Annotated in this window: 16 protein-coding genes and 1 pseudogene; 11 read left to right on the top strand and 6 right to left on the bottom strand. The window is 70.8% G+C overall.

Going from position 1 to position 17,099, the window contains the following annotated elements; genetic code table 11:
• Window positions 1–39: 39 nt before the first annotated feature.
• From ACFC8N_RS43875 to ACFC8N_RS43860, 4 genes are all read left to right on the top strand, one after another.
• Complete coding sequence (locus ACFC8N_RS43875) at window positions 40–1,083, top strand: aspartate-semialdehyde dehydrogenase (protein ID WP_362823706.1); 1,044 nt, start codon at window positions 40–42, stop codon at window positions 1,081–1,083.
• Window positions 1,080–2,165, top strand: coding sequence for an aspartate kinase (locus tag ACFC8N_RS43870; RefSeq protein WP_362823705.1), 1,086 nt, complete (start codon window positions 1,080–1,082; stop codon window positions 2,163–2,165). Before ACFC8N_RS43875 ends, ACFC8N_RS43870 begins: the two co-directional genes overlap by 4 nt.
• 72 nt (window positions 2,166–2,237) lie before the next feature.
• Window positions 2,238–3,266: a TauD/TfdA family dioxygenase gene (locus ACFC8N_RS43865; RefSeq protein ID WP_356034898.1), complete on the top strand. Its 1,029-nt coding sequence runs from the start codon at window positions 2,238–2,240 to the stop codon at window positions 3,264–3,266.
• A gap of 91 nt (window positions 3,267–3,357) precedes the next feature.
• Window positions 3,358–3,924 (top strand): nitroreductase, encoded by a 567-nt coding sequence (locus tag ACFC8N_RS43860; RefSeq protein ID WP_356034900.1) that lies wholly within the window; start codon window positions 3,358–3,360, stop codon window positions 3,922–3,924.
• A gap of 21 nt (window positions 3,925–3,945) precedes the next feature.
• Here the strand turns inward: ACFC8N_RS43860 and ACFC8N_RS43855 are convergent, their stop codons facing one another.
• On the bottom strand, window positions 3,946–4,848 hold the full coding sequence (locus ACFC8N_RS43855) for a LysR family transcriptional regulator (protein WP_362823703.1): 903 nt from the start codon (window positions 4,846–4,848) through the stop codon (window positions 3,946–3,948).
• A gap of 954 nt (window positions 4,849–5,802) precedes the next feature.
• On the opposite strand from ACFC8N_RS43855, the gene ACFC8N_RS43850 reads away from it, so the two are divergent.
• Window positions 5,803–6,108: a hypothetical protein gene (locus ACFC8N_RS43850; protein WP_376295290.1), complete on the top strand. Its 306-nt coding sequence runs from the start codon at window positions 5,803–5,805 to the stop codon at window positions 6,106–6,108.
• A gap of 67 nt (window positions 6,109–6,175) precedes the next feature.
• On the opposite strand, the gene ACFC8N_RS43845 is transcribed toward ACFC8N_RS43850, so the two are convergent.
• Window positions 6,176–6,922: a hypothetical protein gene (locus ACFC8N_RS43845; protein WP_376295289.1), complete on the bottom strand. Its 747-nt coding sequence runs from the start codon at window positions 6,920–6,922 to the stop codon at window positions 6,176–6,178.
• Between the two features lie 405 nt (window positions 6,923–7,327).
• On the opposite strand from ACFC8N_RS43845, the gene ACFC8N_RS43840 reads away from it, so the two are divergent.
• The 3 genes from ACFC8N_RS43840 (at window position 7,328) to ACFC8N_RS43830 (ending at window position 10,533) form a co-directional block, all read left to right on the top strand.
• Window positions 7,328–7,795 carry a hypothetical protein gene (locus ACFC8N_RS43840; protein ID WP_376295288.1) on the top strand — a complete coding sequence of 156 codons (468 nt, stop codon included), beginning with the start codon at window positions 7,328–7,330 and terminating at the stop codon, window positions 7,793–7,795.
• Between the two features lie 89 nt (window positions 7,796–7,884).
• A complete protein-coding gene (locus ACFC8N_RS43835) occupies window positions 7,885–8,283 on the top strand; it encodes a hypothetical protein (protein ID WP_376295287.1) in 399 nt (132 codons plus the stop codon).
• A gap of 183 nt (window positions 8,284–8,466) precedes the next feature.
• On the top strand, window positions 8,467–10,533 hold the full coding sequence (locus ACFC8N_RS43830; protein ID WP_376295286.1) for a hypothetical protein: 2,067 nt from the start codon (window positions 8,467–8,469) through the stop codon (window positions 10,531–10,533).
• Between the two features lie 499 nt (window positions 10,534–11,032).
• On the opposite strand, the gene ACFC8N_RS43825 is transcribed toward ACFC8N_RS43830, so the two are convergent.
• The 3 genes from ACFC8N_RS43825 to ACFC8N_RS43815 form a co-directional block, all read right to left on the bottom strand.
• Entirely contained in the window at window positions 11,033–11,200 is a 168-nt protein-coding gene (locus tag ACFC8N_RS43825; RefSeq protein ID WP_376295285.1) for a hypothetical protein, read from the bottom strand.
• Between the two features lie 209 nt (window positions 11,201–11,409).
• Window positions 11,410–12,324, bottom strand: a complete 915-nt coding sequence (locus ACFC8N_RS43820; protein WP_376295284.1) for an MBL fold metallo-hydrolase — start codon at window positions 12,322–12,324, stop codon at window positions 11,410–11,412.
• A 24-nt stretch (window positions 12,325–12,348) separates the two neighbouring features.
• A complete protein-coding gene (locus tag ACFC8N_RS43815; protein ID WP_376295283.1) occupies window positions 12,349–12,954 on the bottom strand; it encodes a hypothetical protein in 606 nt (201 codons plus the stop codon).
• A gap of 133 nt (window positions 12,955–13,087) precedes the next feature.
• On the opposite strand from ACFC8N_RS43815, the gene ACFC8N_RS43810 reads away from it, so the two are divergent.
• The 3 genes and pseudogenes from ACFC8N_RS43810 to ACFC8N_RS43800 all read left to right on the top strand — a co-directional run bounded on the left by ACFC8N_RS43810 (window position 13,088) and on the right by ACFC8N_RS43800 (window position 15,590).
• Window positions 13,088–13,297, top strand: coding sequence for a hypothetical protein (locus ACFC8N_RS43810; RefSeq protein ID WP_376295282.1), 210 nt, complete (start codon window positions 13,088–13,090; stop codon window positions 13,295–13,297).
• Window positions 13,284–14,673, top strand: a pseudogene (locus ACFC8N_RS43805) (amidase). The gene ACFC8N_RS43810 and the pseudogene ACFC8N_RS43805 overlap by 14 nt, the downstream one beginning before the upstream one ends.
• Window positions 14,674–15,044: 371 nt before the next feature.
• Complete coding sequence (locus tag ACFC8N_RS43800; RefSeq protein WP_362823713.1) at window positions 15,045–15,590, top strand: TetR/AcrR family transcriptional regulator; 546 nt, start codon at window positions 15,045–15,047, stop codon at window positions 15,588–15,590.
• Between the two features lie 430 nt (window positions 15,591–16,020).
• Here the strand turns inward: ACFC8N_RS43800 and ACFC8N_RS43795 are convergent, their stop codons facing one another.
• Window positions 16,021–16,518 (bottom strand): GNAT family N-acetyltransferase, encoded by a 498-nt coding sequence (locus ACFC8N_RS43795; protein WP_356034944.1) that lies wholly within the window; start codon window positions 16,516–16,518, stop codon window positions 16,021–16,023.
• Window positions 16,519–17,099: the final 581 nt, after the last annotated feature.

The following is a 17,099-nucleotide window of genomic DNA, read 5'->3' as shown; positions in this document are numbered from 1 at the left end:
CGCCCCGCAAGCGCACCCCGCCCGAGAGGACCCCCTCCCATGCCCCGCGTCACCGATCCCACCGCACCCTCCATAGCCCTGGTCGGCGCCACCGGAGTCGTCGGCACCACCCTCCTGAAGCTCATCGAGGACCGCGGTTTCCGCTACCGCGACCTTCAACTCGTCGCCTCCGCCCGCTCGGCCGGCCAGGAGGTCGCCGTCGAGGGCCACCCCTACCGCGTACAGGACCTGGACGGCTTCGACTTCGCCGGCGTCGACGTCGCCTTCTTCTCCGCCGGCGCCCGCGTGAGCACGACGTTCGTGCCCAAGGCCGTCGCCCAGGGTGCCCTCGTCATCGACAACACCAGCGCCTTCCGGATGGACCCCGACACCCCGCTGGTCGTCCCCCAGGTCAACGCCCACGAACTCGACGAACGCCCCGCGAGCGGCATCATCGCCAACCCGAACTGCTCCACCATCCCGCTGGTACGGCTGCTGGCGCCCGTCCAGGAGCGCTGGGGCATACGGCAGGCCGTGGTCAGCACCTACCAGGCGGCGTCCGGCGCCGGCTACTCCGGCATCGAGGAACTGCGCGCCGGCGCCCGCTCCGTCCTCGACGACCCCGACAGCGCCGGCGTCACCGGAACCTTCAGCCCGTCCCTCGCCTTCGACGTCATCCCGAGCATCGACCGCCTCCTGGACGACGGCTTCACCTTCGAGGAGCAGAAGATGCTCCAGGAATCCCGCAAGATCCTCGGGCTGCCGCACCTCGACGTCACCACCACCTGCGTGCGCGTCCCGGTGGCCAACAGCCATTCCGAGGCCGCCTGGATCGAGTGCCACAACCCGGTCGACCGGGCCGAACTGGTCCGGCTCCTGGCGGAGCAGGACGAGGTGACCGTCCACGACCTGGAGACCCCGGGCGCATTCCCCACCCCGCGCACCGCCGGCGACCCGAACCGGGTCCACGTGGGCCGCGTCCGCGTCTCCGCCCACAACCCGCGCGGCTTCTGGTTGTGGCTCGTCGCCGACAACGTCCGCATCGGCGCCGCCCTCAACGCCCTGCAGATCGCCGAGGCGCTCACCCTGCGAGGTGCGCTGTGAGCACACCCGCCGTCCTGAAGTTCGGAGGCTCCACCTTCCCCGCCGCCACGGCCTACGCCGACCTCGCCGCCGCCCTGAGCCGGCGGGCCGAGCAGGAGCAGCGGCCGCTGGCCGTCGTCGTCAGCGCCATGCCCGGCGAGACCGAGAAGCTGCGCGGCCTGCTGCACGAGGTCAACCCCCAGCCGGAGGACGCCACCGGAGCCGGACTCCTGACCCTCGCCGACACCGTCAGCGCCCACCTCCTGGCCACCGCCTTGCACCGCACCGGCCTCACCGCCACCGTGCTCGCCGGTCACCAGCAGGGCCTCGTCACCGACGACACGTTCATGTGGGCCAAGGTGGCGCGGCTGGACGACGGACCGCTGCGGCGGGCCCTGGACGAGCACCAGGTCGTCATCGTGCCCGGCGGCCAGGCGGCGGACCGGCACGGCCGCCCCACCTGGCTCGGCAAGAACAGCTCCGACCTCTCCGCCGTCCTGGTCGCCGCCGCACTCGGCGCCGACCGCGTCGAGATCCACTCCGACGTCGACGGCATCTACAGCGCCGACCCGAACGTGGTCGCCGGAGCCCGTCTGCTGCCCGAGGTCACCTACGACACCGCCGCGCTGATGTCCCTGTACGGCGCCAAGGTTCTGCACCGCAGGTCGGTACGGACCGCCCGGCAGCACGGCATCACCCTGGTCTGCCGCCACAACCGGGCCCCCTTCACCTCCGGCACGGTCATCAGCAACGAGGGTGGGCCGACCGCCGGCGTCGTGGCCAACACCAGGTCCAAGGTCCTCGGCTACGCCACCGCGGCCCAGGCCGACCTGGCGCACAGCGTCTTCCACACCGAGGGCATCGACACCGTACGCCTGGAGGACGGACCGCACCTCGTGGTCGTCGGCGGCTACCTCGACATCGACCGCTTCCAGCGCGTGCACGACCTGCCCGAGGCCCGGGTCCTGGGCATCCCGGTCACCGAGATCATCGGCAGCCGGGCCACCACCCACATCGCCGCCGACCCTGAAGAGGCCCGGCAGCTCGCGCAGAAACTCCACGACGGCCTGCCCGAGAGCACCACCGGACTCCGCGCCCTGTAGGCCACCCGCCCGCGCAGCCGACCGCCAGCAGCCAACTGCCAGAAGCCAACTGCCAGAAGGGGATTTACCACCATGACCGCGACCACCGTCGAGACCGGCACCCGCGCCCCGCAGACCCTCGGCCTGATCGAACTGCCCGACGCCGTCCGGGACGCCATCGGACGAGACCTGGCCGCCGAGCCCGATCCGACCCTGGACACCGACCGCGCCATGGCGCGCTACCACCAGATCTTCGCCACCCTGCCGCTCGAACTGCTGCAGCAGATCCTCGACTTCGGCCGCCACAACGACTCCCCCGGTGTCGGCTACGTCCGCAACCTCCCCGTCGACGCCCGGCTGCCCGCCACCCCGGCGGACGGCGGCCCGGCCACCGGCAAGGAGACCTTCGTGGCCGAGGGCGTCCTGCTCGGCCTGTCCGGCCTGCTGGGCGAGCCGGTCGGCTTCCTCACGGAGAAGCGGGGGCAGCTCGTCCACGACGTCATCCCGGTCGAGGGCGGCGCGATGACCCAGACCAACCAGGGCTCGACCGTCTTCCTCAACTTCCACAACGACATCGTCCACGACGCCATCGGCCGCTACGACGTCAGCAACCCCGACTTCCTCGTTCTCAGCTGCCTGCGCGCCGACCACGAGGGCGTCGCCGCGACCCACTACGCGGACGCCCGGGACATCGTCCGCGCCCTCGACTCCCGCACCCTGGAGCTGCTGCGCAGCCCGCTGTTCCGGCTCAACGCCCCCGGCAGCTACATCCGCGACGTGGCCGGCGGCGGCGAGGTTCTCTCCGACCCGGTCGCCATGATCAGCGGACCCGAACAGTTCCCGGAGATCTCCTCCTCCGCCAACGGCGTACGCGCCATGACCACGGCCGCCGAGGCCGCGCTGGACCGCCTCCAGGCCGCCTGCCGGGAGTCCGCACACCAGGTCTTCCTCCGGCCCGGCGAGGCCCTCCTGATCAACAACCGCAAGGGCCTGCACGCCCGCACCCCGTTCACCGCACGCTACGACGGTGCCGACCGCTGGCTCCAGCGGACCTACGTGCGCCGCAGCCAGTGGTCCATCCGCTACCGGCAGACCGACGGCAGCCGCCGCGTCCACTACTGATCCGCCACTGGCCGTCGCTGATCCGCCGACTGGGGGCGGGGTGTCCCGGCACCCCGCCCCCACTTCGTACGCGCCTACGAGGGGAACCCCCATGGACGTCATGACCGCCGTACTCAGCCGTCGCAGCGGGCACCGGCTGGTCGAACCGGCTCCGAACGACGAGGAGTTCGCCTATCTGCTCCGGGCCGCCGCCACCGCCCCGGACCACGGCAGGATCCGGCCGTGGCGGTGGATCCTGGTGCGCGGTGAAGGACGTACCGCCCTGGGCCGCTGCTTCGCCGACGACGGCTCGGCGCCCGACGCGGAACGGGACCGGACCGAGGCCAAGACGCGCCGTGCGCCGCTGCTGGCCACGCTGGTGTTCACCCCGGCCGTCGGTCACCGGGTGCCCGAGTGGGAGCAACTGGCCGCCACCAGCGCGATGACCGGATCCCTGATGCTCCTGCTGCACGGCCGAGGCTTCGGCAGCATCTGGCGCACCGGCCCCTTCACCGAGTCCCCGGGCGCCCGCCGTCTGCTGGGCCTGCGGCCGGACGAACGCCTGCTGGGCTGGCTGTACATCGGCACACCGGGAGACGCTCAACCGCCCAGGCGCCGGACACCTGACGACGTCAGCGACCGGATCTCCGTCTTCGCCCCCGAACCGGCGACCGTATGAGGCCAGGTGACGGGGTGTGCGTCAGCACGACTCCGCCAGCGGCGTCTCGTCCCGCATGAGGCGCACCGCCTGGTCGATGAACAGCTTCAGCTCCCGCGACAGCCGTCTGCCGCTGCGCCAGGCCAGCTGCGTGTGCACGGAGAACGGGGTGTCCCAGGACAGCGTTGCCAGCTCGCCCTTCTCCAGTTCCGCGGCCACGGTCACCTCGGGCAGCAACGAGATCCCCAGCCCGGACATCACACCCCGCTTGATCGCCTCGATGGTGCCGAACTCCAGGAACGGCATCGTCTCCGCGCCCCGCAGCTCCACCTCGAACAGATCGCGGTACGCGCAGCCCGCCTCGGTCGCCAGGATCGACGCCGCCCGCAGATCGTCGAGCGACAGGTCCTCCCGCCCCGCCAGCGCGTGCCCGGGGGCGGCGACGAGCACCAGCGGCTCCTCGGCCAGCACCACGGTCTCCAGGCCCTGGTGCCGGGTCTCCTGCTCCATCAGGAAGCCGATGTCGAAGGTGCCCTGGCGCAGCGCGTGGCAGGTCTCGGCGCACAGGCTCGGCCGGAGCGACAGCTGCACCTTCGGAAAGCGGTGGTGGAAGAACTCCAGCAGCGGAGGCATGCGGTACGAGGTGATGCTCTCCATCGTGCCGACCACCAGGTTCCCCGACGGACCGTCCCCGCCGGCGACGTCCGCACGTGCCGCCTCGGTCAGCGCCAGGATCTGTTCGGCGTACTCCAGCAGCTTCTCACCGGCGGGTGTCAGCCGGATCCTCCCGCCGAGCCGGTCGAAGAGCTCCACCCCTAACGAGGTCTCCAACGCGCGGATCTGCGTCGTCACACTCGACTGCGCATAACTGAGTTCCTCCGCAGCGCGTGTGAAGCTCAGCAGCGTAGCGACCTTCTGGAACGTCACCAGGTGACGAATCTCCACCTATATCCCCCTAGGCTGAACGTTTCGGCAAGAAGATCATGCCTTCGGTAACGGGCTCCGCGCATCACTAACAAAGACGACAAAACTACAGGCAGAGACCAACTGCCACGTAGGGTAACGTGATTTCGGTCACCTCTGTGCCGCGATGCGAGCCGGCGGCCGGCGCACAGCCGCGCCCGGCTCGACACGGACGGAGAGCTGTTCGAGCAGAAGAGTGTGCCCTCGTTGTCGGGAGCCCGGCATCCGCCGCCTCGGCGGCGGACCGCAGTTCGTCCTCCAACTGCCGGCGGAAGGACGCGACTCGAAGCCGCTGGTCTCGCCCCCTCGCACAGCCCGATTTCCTCCAGGTAGTCGGCGAGCCTGCCCTGCACGTTCTCCCACGCGAGCAGCCGCTCGGACCGGCCGCGTACTCCTCCGAGCGACCACCGCGACGTCCACCGGTCCCGCCCGAGCTGCTCGCACAGCAGTACCTCCCAGAAGTTGCCGTGATGCACGGAGACCTTCTCGATCTGCTCGTATTGCCGGCGAACCCACCGAACCCCTCCACCGCCTCGGTGACCGCTGCCAGGCTCCCGGCCTGCACCAGTTGGGCCTGCACCAGGGAGAGCACAGCCGGGGAGACGCCCCCGCCCAGCCCGCAGTTCGGAGGCGTCCGCCGCATCTGCTCACCCGGCGAAGTCGGTGACCTTCGGCGCGGCGACGCCGTCTGCCCACACCGACGTGATCCGGAGCAGCACCGTCCGGGCTCCGGACATCAGCCAGGCTGAGCAAGGACTCCCGTGGCCTCCCGGCGTCTCCGGTGGGAACGGCGTGACCGTTCCACCGGTGAATCTGGCCCCCAGAGGGGTGAGGCGGCTGCGGTCAGTCCACAACCCCGAAGGCACTGGCCCATACGGTACGGACGCAGAACATCCCTGAAACAACTTGGGAGAAGCCATGGGAACGCTCTGTCGTGTGCAACGCGTGGCCTTGGCGGCAGGCGCCGCTCTCACCCTGTCTCTGGGGCTGCCCACCAGCGCTCAGGCCTCCGCGGGTAGCTTCACCTACGTGAACGTGAGCGGGGAAGAATTGACGCTCCGCAGCCCGGACGAAGGCGAGTGCTATCTGCTGCGCGGTGGTGCGCACACGGTGATCAACCACACGAACAGGAGGGCCACCGTCTTCCCGGAGTACGGCTGCGTCGGAAGCGCCGTCACTCTGCCGAGCGGTTCGGCTGTGAACGGCGCCTCGTTCGTTGCCCAAAGCGTTCGCTTCGGCTGAGCCGGTCGGCTCCAGGAGAGGCCGGCGGGGCAGGACCTGGTCTTGGTGGGTCCGGCCTGCTGCGGTGTCAGTGTTCGGCGCTGTTCCGGAATTCCCGGGTCAGGGACGCGATCTGCTGGGCGTTGAGGCCACTCGTCACGTTGCTCAGGAGTCCGCCGACGGTCCCGGAGTCGGCCCATCCGCAGAGCAGTTCGACGTTGTTCTTACCGCAGCGCATCTTCCCGCCGGTCGAGCCGGGATTGAAATCCTCGGCGTCGGTGATGTGCGCTCCGGCCATGAGATCGGTGTTCTCGTGGTCGGCCGAGTTCCGGGCGAGTTCCTGCGCGAGCTGTGGATCGGTGGTGCCGGTGTCGCTGAAGACCTCTATCACGGGCTGAGTGGGCTTGCTTGGGGTGGTGTAGAAGACGACTGTCTCGTGTTTGGGCAGTTTTCCTGATACTTGGGCGCTGAGTCGGCCTGCTTGCGTGCCGGTCATCAGCCTGTAGCTGCCGAGGGTGGTCGGTGGGGTGATGGTCAGATGCGTGGGCCCCGTGGATGCGGCGCTGCCGAAGTCGTCAGACCGGTGCATGTTGGGCGCGGCCATCACTATGGCCGCCGCAACGATGACCACGGTGCCGATGACGACTCGACGGGTTCGCTTCCGCGCGAGCTTGGCCGTGGTCTCCAGGTCCTCGGGGACCGCTACCGGTTTGGGCCGACGCCACTTGCCGGTTGCCGTCCAGAGGATGACAAGGGCGATGGTGGCCAGGATGAACGGGGCAAGTACCTGTCCCGCTTGGTAGGCATCCGAATGTGTGTCGACGGCGGCAGACATGGATCGAGAGCCTAGGAGGGCTGCATGGGCATGTCCATGCTGTCAGGTCTCGGTCCGCTATCGATCATCTTCTCGTAGGGCTCCGCGCCGACGATCCGGATGCTTCCCTCGACCTCGACATCCATCCGCGTCCAAGACGCCCCTGCCGGCCGTTTCACCGGGGAGTCGACTGGCGTCGGGCGGGTGGGAAGCCCTGATCTCGAAGGGGCCCGGTGGCGCCCGTTGCGGGCTCGGTCCGGACGCTGCGGATACTGGAGGCCGCCCCGGCCGCGCACGGCTGGGTGGAGGACCAATGCTGGACCCTGGCCCGGATCGCCGAGGTCATCCGCCAGAAGGGCAGGCCAGGGTCCGAGGCCGCCCGAGGGCCGTACCTGGGGCCGACGCGGCAGCACGCCGGTGGTGTGCGTGACGACGGCGGGCACCCGGCGCGTCTCACTGGCCGCGCTGGTCTGCACGAAACCGGGCAGCCGGCCCTGGCTGATCTACCGCACCCATATCGACCGCGGCCCACGCCGAGAGCGGCGGAAGGGGTTCACCATCCGGCATCTGTCTCTTCAGCAGCCTGATCCTCGCGACATTGCCCCCGACCGCTCCCGGGGTGAGGGTGGTGGTCAGGGCGGCGAGTACGACTGCGCGGGCGCGCCGTATGCCGGCGGCCGTGGTGCGGAGTTCCCGTTGTCCGTCGAGCCGGACGTCGGCGAGCCGGACGTCGTGGGCCAGGTGCTCGCTGCGGCGCTCGCGCACCATCGTGACCAGGCGCAGAGCGTACTGGGTGGTCGCGGTCGGCACGGAACTGCGTTCACGCACGTCGCCGTCGAGGCACTTGCGCTCGGGGTGGCGGGTTCGTGCTGGGCGGGGCCGGTGAAGGGGTGAGCTCGGAAGTCGGGGCGCGGGCGCGGGAGTCAGAGGGTGAGCTGTGGTTTTCGGCCATCGGTGGCCGCGGCGCACCGCAGACTGGGGACATGAGCAGATTCGCAGAGGTCATCGTTCTGGCACGGGACGCCGAGGACGTCATGGAGCCGCTGACCCGCCCGGACGCCGACCGGGAGTGGCACCAGTGCTTCACCCGCGTCGACGACTCCGTCTTCTCCGGCGCGGGCACAGGATCGGCCGAGTGCTACCTGTGGGTCATCCAGTTCACCAGGCACAACTGGCGGGGCCTGCTGGCTCGTCTGGAGGCCCTGCCCTGGCCCGATCCGGACTCCGTGCAGGTCCTGGTCCACGACGAGGAGGACGACTGCTTCGGCCTGTGGATGATGTACGACGGTCGGCTCACCGAGGTGCCCCTTCCGCGCACCGTCCGCCATCTCAGCCCCGAGGTCAGCGTCACCGGCAGGCTCAGCCGAACTGACCGGGGTTGACGGGGCCCGGCCCCGTCCGTCCGGTGGCCGTAGAGCGCCTGTTCCGGCGGTGGCCGCGGGTCTACCGTCGGGGGAGATGACGTACGCAGAACGGGGGTGCGTTCGCCAATGCGCAAAGACGACGCCGACTTGCACCGGACACGGTTACGGCACCGGACACGATGGGCTGCCGCGCTACTCGCGGTGCTGGTCGCGCTCGTGGTCGCCCTGGCCGGGGCACCGGCCGGTGCCGGAGCCGGGCTCGCACCTGCGGCCCTGGCGGCCACGACGGCCGATCCCGGCGGTCCGAGCACGCCCGCGTACACCAAGTGGGGGCCGCCGCTGACGGTGCGCACCATCAACGGCCGCGCGACGTACATCGATGCCAACGGCGTTCCGCATGTTGTCGGTTCACGCGGTGACACGCCCGACGCGAACGCGGCCTTGACTTTCATGAACCGCCGGCTCGCCGAGCAGGGACTGGCCTACGACGCCACGACGAAGACCGGGTCCGAGTACCTCTTCCAGGACGAGACGAACCGCCTGGAAGAGAAAGGGAGCGTCGGCGAGGGCGTCACCGGGACCACTTCGGACATGATCAAGGTCACCTGGAGCGACGGGCGGCTCGTCAGCGTCGACTCGGTCGATGCGACCACCACCACCCGCACCGGCACCGCCACCGAGGACCTCTCCTCGATCGGCACGACCATCACCGGCAAACTGCCCGGCGGGCGCAAGAGCCAGACCGACAACGTGGTGTTCACGGCGGCCACCGACGAACAGGCCAAGGCGGTGGCGGAGCGCTTCAAGGGCAACCCGAACGTCCGGGTGATCCGGCCCGGTTCCGGCTTCGACAGCGGGGAACTGAACACCGGCACCGACGGGCTGAAGGCGGCCGCCGGCTCCGTCTTCACCGCACCGGGCGACTGCCCCGAGGGCCAGACACAGAGCGGCTTCGAGCACACGGGCACCCGGCCCCGCGCCCAGTACGCCGGGTTCACCCGGGTCCGTGCCGTCGACTGCGGCGGCACATCCGAGGTGCCGCGCGCAGGCGGTCTGGCCGAGGCGCTGGCCGAGCCGGAACGGGCACCCGGCGGAATCGACTTCTCCCAGCTGGAGCTGCGGTATCTCGCGGATTCCGGGCCCGGCGCCGGTGGTCTTCGGTACGCGTTCCGGGCGCCGTCGGCCACGTCGCGCGGCGGCACCGCGCTCACGGGGCTGGGGCACGCCACGCAGGCGTCCGACTCCTTCTTCACCTGGCTGGAGCTGGATCCCTCCACGTTCTGGGTCAACCTCAACCCGAACGAGCCCGACCGCATCGTCGACGCCCGGCTCGGCCGGACCGACGCGGGACGCGTGCTGCTCCAGGCGGACCTGACGCTGAAGAAGACGACGGGGAAGCTGATCCATCCGGACACGTCTCTCGGGGCGGAGTTCTGGCGCTCGCTGTCCGGGGACTGCATGTCGTTCCGCACCTGGATCGTGCCGGCCCCGGCGACCGTGTACACGAAGGGGGACGAGCTCTACATCCTCAAGTCGCCGCTGAACGTGCAGATGGAGACCCAGTACCTGAAGCAGCACGGCGGCTCGGCCGCGGTCTCGTGCCCGCGGCAGTCCCAGTCGGTGCAGGACCACAACGAGGCCCTGTTCCGGCGGCTGATCCTGCCCAAGGTGGTCGAGGCGGTGAACACCGCCCCGGAGTACGCCGATCTGCGGCGCGTGTATCTCAGCCGAGTGGCCGCCGAGTGGTATCGCGATCTCAGTCTGCGCACGAACACGACGTACTCGGCGATGATCGACAAGGGCGACATCGACGCGTACGCGACCCATGAGGACTGGAAGCCGATCGACACCTTCAACGCCTATGTGCGCTCGTACACCAAGGGCGAGTTCAAGGTGACGCACCGAACCCGCGAGGGCGACACCATCTACACGAGGACGTACGTCTACGGGGGCGTCGACTTCTCCCGCGTGCCCTTCACCTCCGTGTCCGACGCCCAGCTGAAGGCGTCGTCACCATCGCTGACACGGAATGTGAGCCGGTCGATCGAGGCGCCGGTCACGGACACCGGGAAGGGCCAGGTCTGGCTCGGCGGCGGCGTACGGACAGCGCACCCCGACCATGCCTCGGGCGCGCCGGGCTCCGTGGCGACGTCCGCTCCGGGCTCCGGGGGCGGCGTCGCACGATGGCTCGTGGTGGCCGCTGCCGCGCTCGCCGCCCTGGTGGTGCTGCGCTCGGCGGTACGGCTGCGACGGGCGCGTCGGCGATAGGAAACGACCGTGGCCGTACGATCCGGCAATCCGCGATCCTGGCCGAACCGACCGTGGCCGGGAGGTCGTTTGGCGGCTTCCAGCTCACCCTCACGCCGGAGGTGTACGACGGGACCGGCGTCCAGGCCGTCCACGCCGACCAGTAGCGCGATCACGGCAAGACCGAGCATGACGGCCCTGATCGCAGGCGATCTTGCCGGGCGTACGAACGGGCCGACGGGACGAGGGTCCGGGCACACACCCGGTGGGCGCCCGGCACGGTGGCGACATCCGGCGCAGGCAGGGCACAGCAGTTGCCGCGGCCGAAGCCGGCGACGGTCTACCCGATGAAGCTCCCTGGCTGGGACAGCAAACCGGCGCCTCGGCCGCCACCGACGGTTTCCTGCCCGATCCCGTGGAAGCGCGTGTCGTCGTCGATCGTGCGAGGCGCCGCGGCGCGCGTGACGTGCGCTTCCTGGAGGACGCGCAGGCATACGCCCACACCGCGGACAAGGCGCATTCAGGGCAGGCCGCGGACGCCTTCCGCTGGTACTTCAGAACTTCGTCGCCGGCCTGTGACCAGTACGCCGACCACGTCGAGCGCGCCCAGAGGCAGATCCTCGACGACAAGGCGAACATCCTGGTCCTGGACGATCCGTGGATCCACCGCCTCGGCGACGTCGCCCACGCACTCGACACATCACAGCAGCGGGTCGCGCTCCCGCACGGCTCGGACAACCCGCCAGGCCGGGCCCGGCGGACCGCCACTGCTCCCGGTACCGGTGCCCAACCCGGTGCCGGTCACGGTCGCCTCGTATCCCGGGCAGCTCCCCGCCATCCTGACCATGGCAGTTCCGGACCTGGACGAACTCGCTGCGGCCTGTGTCCGACGCGGGGTCAGTGGGGATCGGCGGGGACGGGTGAGAGTCGGTAGGCGGGCCCGTGCGAGACGACGTGGCCGGCTGTGGGGGGTGCGAAGTGGGTGCCCAGGAGGAGGGTGTCCGTGTCGGCGAGCGAGGCGAGCAGTGTGCGGCGCGAGGCCTCGGACTGCCGCGGGTCGATGTCGACACAGGCGCCGACGGCGGGGTGGGCGAGCTGGACGGGGTGGTGGATGCAGTCGCCGGTGATCAGGGCGCTGCGGCCGCCGCTGGTCAGCTCCACGGCGAGGTGGCCCGGGGTGTGTCCGGGGGTGGGGAGCAGGCGCAGGCCCGGGGCGATGTCGAGGCCTGCGGCGGGGACGTCGAGGAGGTCGAGCAGTCCTGCCTCCTCGACCGGGATCACGGAGTCACGGAACATCTGCTCGCGGGCCTCCTCCATGTCGTACCCGGCCCAGAACTCCCGCTCGGTGCGGGAGGTGACGTGGCGGGCCCGGGGGAAGGTGGGAACCCATTCGCCGTCGGTCTGCCGTGTGTTCCAGCCGACGTGGTCGGCGTGCAGGTGGGTGAGGATGACGAGGTCGACCTTGTCCGGGGGGAATCCGGCGGTGGTGAGGCGCCGGAGGTAGTCGGTGTCCAGGTCGTGCCAGGCGGGGTTGGCGCGTTGCTTGCCGTTGCCGATGCCGGTGTCGACCAGGACGCGGAGCCCGTCGAGGGCGAAGGCGAAGCTGTGGCTGTCGATGCGCAGGATGCCGGAGTCGTCGGCGAAGTGGGGGCGCAGCCAGTCCTGCCCGGCGACGAGGTCCGGGGTCGCGTCGGGCAGCAGCCATGCTCCGGTCGCGGGTGGGAGGGGGACCTCGTCGATGCGGTGGACGGTGACGCCGCCCACGGTCCAGGAGGGGACGGCGGTCGGCTCGGTGGCCGGTGGAGTGCTCATGAACGGTCGCTTCCTTCGGTCTCGTCACGGATGGTCGTTGTGCGCGCCGTGGGCTGCCCTGCGCCGCGACGCGGCCAGTGCTGTCAGGGCCGCGACGCCGAGCAGGGCGGCGGCGATGACGGTTCCGGCCATTGCGGCGCCGCCGTGGACGGCGGGCAGGCCGGCTCCGTGCACACCGCTCAGCGTCAAGGCCGTGGCGGGGATGACGGCCGGGCTTCCGCCGGTAGCGGCGACGTGCGCCGCGGTGCGCCGCGGTGTCCACACCGTGAGCGTCGCCGCGGTGGACGTGACCGCGGCCGCCTGCACTGCGAAGAGGACCGCCGGCACGACGTACACGGTGACGGCGGGGCGGGTGCGAAACGGACGAGGAGGGCGGAGGCCAGGACGCCGGCGGCCATGCCCGCCACCGGAGCGATGGTGTTCGGCCAGGGCGGGCCGGTCCGGACGCCGGGGGTGCCCCAGGTCGACGAGGGCCGCGCCTGCGGCGCTGGTGGCCGTGCCGGTGGCCGCTCCCTGCACGACGCGGGCGGCGATCAGCGCACCGGCGCCGTCCGCCGAGGCCAGCAGCAAGGTCAGGGAGTAGGCGAGGCGGGGGCATCGCGCGGGTGCTCGTGGTGTGGCGGTGGGCATGGAACTCCTTGGCGCTAAACGCAACAGGTTTGCCTTTAAGGCACTGTAGGCCCTACAGTCCGACTAATGCAAATCCTTAGCTTTTAGTGTTGTGGGTTTGCCGCGCCGCTCCAGCCCCGAGGAGAGAACGCCCATGTCCGCCGCAGAACTCACCACGCCGGAAGCGGCCCGCTGGGCTGCCCGCGCCGGGCTCCCGCTGCCTGCCGACCGCCACGCCTCAGTCGCGGCCGTCGCCAATCACATCCACGCCGTCGTCGCCGTTCTGCGGGAGCTGGACTTCGGGGACACACCGCCCGCCCCCGCCTACCGCGCGGGAGAGGAGAAGCCCGATGCAGCCGTATGAACTGTCCCTGACCGCGGCCGCCGACGAGATCCGGGAACGGCAACTGTCCCCCGTCGAGCTGACGGACTCCGTCCTTCAGCGCATCGTCCAGGTGGAGCCACACCTTCAGGCCTACGTCACCGTCGTCGCCGAGCACGCCCGCCGGGCCGCACGTGAAGCGGCACACGACATCGCGGGCGGCCGCTACCGTGGCCCGCTGCACGGCATCCCCATGGGCCTGAAGGACCTGATCGACGTCGCCGGCACGGCAACATCGGCCAGCTCCCGGGTCCGCGCCGACCACCACGCGCCGGCCGACAGCACCGTCGCCGCACGCCTGGGGGAGGCCGGAGCCGTCCTGGTCGGCAAGACCCACACCCACGAGTTCGCCTACGGACTGACCACCCCGCAGACCCACAACGCCTGGGACCGGAGCAGGGTCGCCGGTGGTTCCAGCGGCGGATCAGCCGTCGCCGTCGCCTCGGGCATGGCGACCTTCGCCCTGGGCACCGACACGGGCGGATCGATCCGGGTGCCCGCCGCGCTCAACGGGGTCGTCGGCCTCAAGCCGACCTACGGCCTCGTACCCCGCCACGGCGTCACGTCCCTGTCCTGGTCGCTGGACCACGTCGGCCCGATCACCCGCACCGTCGAGGACGCGGGCGTGGTCCTCAGCGCCCTTGCCGGACACGACCCGCGCGACCCCGCCTCCCTGACCACACCCGCCACGGACTACCGGCCGGTCACCGGCACGGATCTGACAGGGCTGCGGGTCGGCGTGCCGCGCACCTACTACTTCGACCGCATCGACCCGGAGATCGAAGCCGCCGTCCGACGTGCCATCGACCGGCTCCAGGCCCTCGGCGCACGCCTCGTCGAGGTCGAGACCCCCATGACCCGCTACATCCAGGCCACCCAGTGGGGCCTGATGGTGCCCGAGGCCACGGCCTACCACCAGGGCACCCTGCGCACGGTCCCCGGGCTCTACCAGGACGACGTCCGCATCCTCCTGGAGGCCGGCGAACTGATGCCCGCCGGTGACTACCTGCGCGCCCAGCGCTCCCGCACCCTCATGCGGCAGGAATGGGCCCGCATGCTGCAGGAGGTCGACGTGATCGCCGCCCCCACCGTCCCCGCGACCGCCGTCGAAGCCGACCAGTCCACGATCACCTGGGCCGACGGCACCGCCGAGGGCGTCTCCGACGCCTACGTGCGCCTGTCGTCCCCCGCCAACATCACCGGAGCGCCGTCCCTGTCCCTGCCAGTCGGCCACGACGCGACGGGCCTGCCGATCGGCATGCAACTCCTTGGACGGCCCCTCGGCGAGAGCGTGCTCCTGCGGGTCGGCCACGCCTACGAGCAGACCCCCCGCCCGTGACCTCGCGCACGCGGCGTGAACGAAGGACGGGATCCGGCCGCATCACTTCGGCCGGGTCGAGAGCGCCGCCCGGCTCCGCCCCGGCCGTCTGCCGCAAGAGGAAGCCCCCGACTGCTCTGACGCCGCCGTCGGGCACTCACCCGCTCTCGACGGCGGAGCCTGCGCGGGCGTCCCCAACAGTTGCCCGAGCGGTGACGGCACCGGGGGCATGGAGCGGACAGACCGCACCGTACGTCTCGCAGTGCAGACGGACGACCGTCCCAGCGCCCGGACGGTGTACACCACGCGCGGCGAAACGGCCGTCGAACGGCGGCCAGCGGGTCACGCGGGGGTTGGTGGAGCGCTAGACGCAATGAATGTGCTTTAAGGTGGGGTTCCGTGAGCAGGCAGATGGTGCGCCCCGGCGGACGCAGTGCCCGGGTTCAGGCGTCGGTGCACACCGCCGTACGCGACCTCGCCGCGGAGGTGGGACGGGATGCCCTGACCGTACCGATGATCGCCCAACGCGCGGGCGTGACCCCCTCGACGATCTACCGCCGCTGGGGAGACCTGCAGGAGCTGTTGTCGGACGTGGCGGTCGAGCGCCTGCGACCCGACACCGCGCCCAGGGACCACGGCGCCCTGCCACCCGATCTGACGGCCTGGGCCGAGCAGTTCCTCGACGAGATGTCCTCCGCCGCCGGCCGCGCCTACATCCGCGACGCCCTGCTCGGCGACCCGGACGGCGGCAACGCCGGCCAGTGCTCCGCCTACGCCGCCGAGCAGATCGATGTCATCCTGACCCGCGCGGCCGAACGCGGGGAGGAAACACCCGGCGTCGAGACAGTCATGGACCGCGTCGTCTCCCCCCTGATGTACCGCATCCTCTTCCGCCCGGACGGACTCGACGCCGCCTACGCCCGCGGGCTCGTGACAGGACTCCTCGGCCCGACTTGAGGTGACCCCGGAGGTTGGACACTCTGGCAATGGATCCTGCAGATCCGAGGAAGGGTGTCTTGGCGGGACGTAGGTTTCCGTATCCGGAGGTCAGGAACGATGCCGTCGCGTCGGACCGGGCGGCGAGTGGGAAGCGCACGTATGCGGCGGGCGCGGCCGTCGCGGCGGACGTCGGGGTGACGGGCGAGACGCGGCGGAGCCGGGTGCGCCAGGCCGACGAACATGCCGGCCGCGCTCACTGCGGTGCCGAGCAGAACCCGGAGAGCCGGGGCGAGGAACTGGCCCGGCTGCGCGCGGGAGAGCAGATCGGCCCATCGCCGCCCACGGACCGGATCGGCCGGCATCAGCGGCTCGCATCCGCTGGGGCGGACGCCCCCTCGCCGCCGCAGCCTGAGCACGTGGGGGATCCCGCCGCGCCCGGATGCGGAGATCAGACAGCGGCCAGGCCCTTCGCCATGACCCGCTCCCTGCCCACGCCATCGGGCAGAAGATCGCCGGGCTCACCCGTGTCCGTGAAACCGTGCCGTTCATAGAGCGCGGTCGCCTTGCGATTGTCCGGCATGACGGACAGCCGCAGAGCCGTGGCACCGCGCTCCGCCGCCCACCGCTCGACCGCCTGGATCAGGCGGTCACCCACGCCCTTACCCCGAGCCGTGGGGTTGACCCACATCGAGATCAACTCCACGTTCCCTGCTCCCTCGCCCGGCACTCCGCTGGCCATGCCTACCGGGAGGCCGTCGAGGAGCGCGACGAGATCGTGCGCGCCAGGAATCGACAGACGGGCACGCCAGCGTTCCTCTCGGTCGCCGGAGCCCTGCCACTGGGCCAGCGTCGATCCGAACGCGTAGGGCGCCTCAGCAAGCGCGGCCAGTCGCAACTCCCGCCAAAGGGGCCAGTCGTCTGCTTCCAAAGCGCGTAGTTCAAGCATGATCCAGACCCTGCCCGTCCGCCGGGGAGGTCAGCAAGTTGATTACAGCCCTGCAAACGAGGTCGTTCCGCCTTGCGACCAGCCAAAACCAGGGAGCAGCGGTCACTCACGCACCCGCAGACCACGAGACCTCGGTGTACGTTGCCGGTCACGGCACTAGGAACCCGCAGGCTGATCAACACCCACGCATCACCTCGCCGTTGCCGCCCAGTCCACGCAGCCGGGAGCGGCAGAGCGGGCTCCAGTACTCGTCGCGGCCGGGCCTCACTCACACCCCTCGGCGCTGTCCTCGACGCCGGACACCTGCACGAACTGATCCGATGTCGCATCCCGCGCAACGGCCGTCCGCCCGGGCTGGTTCCATGGCGGGTTCGATCCAGGCCCCCCGCAAGGGAGAAGCGGCCGGTCATTGCTGGCTCGGGGGAGTAGCCGGTCTGTTCTCCGGCGGAGTTGATGACGGCGTCGGACTGGCCGCGCTCGACTTGGACCGTCGGCCGGCAGACCGCCTGCCTGGCGCTGCCGGGGCTCGTCCGGCGGGTCGCGTGACTGCCAAGTTGAAGGGCAGTGCCCGCTTCCGTAAG

This window comes from Streptomyces sp. NPDC055966 (assembly GCF_042269865.1).
Taxonomy (GTDB): domain Bacteria; phylum Actinomycetota; class Actinomycetes; order Streptomycetales; family Streptomycetaceae; genus Streptomyces.
This window is presented reverse-complemented; position numbering and strand designations above follow the sequence as displayed.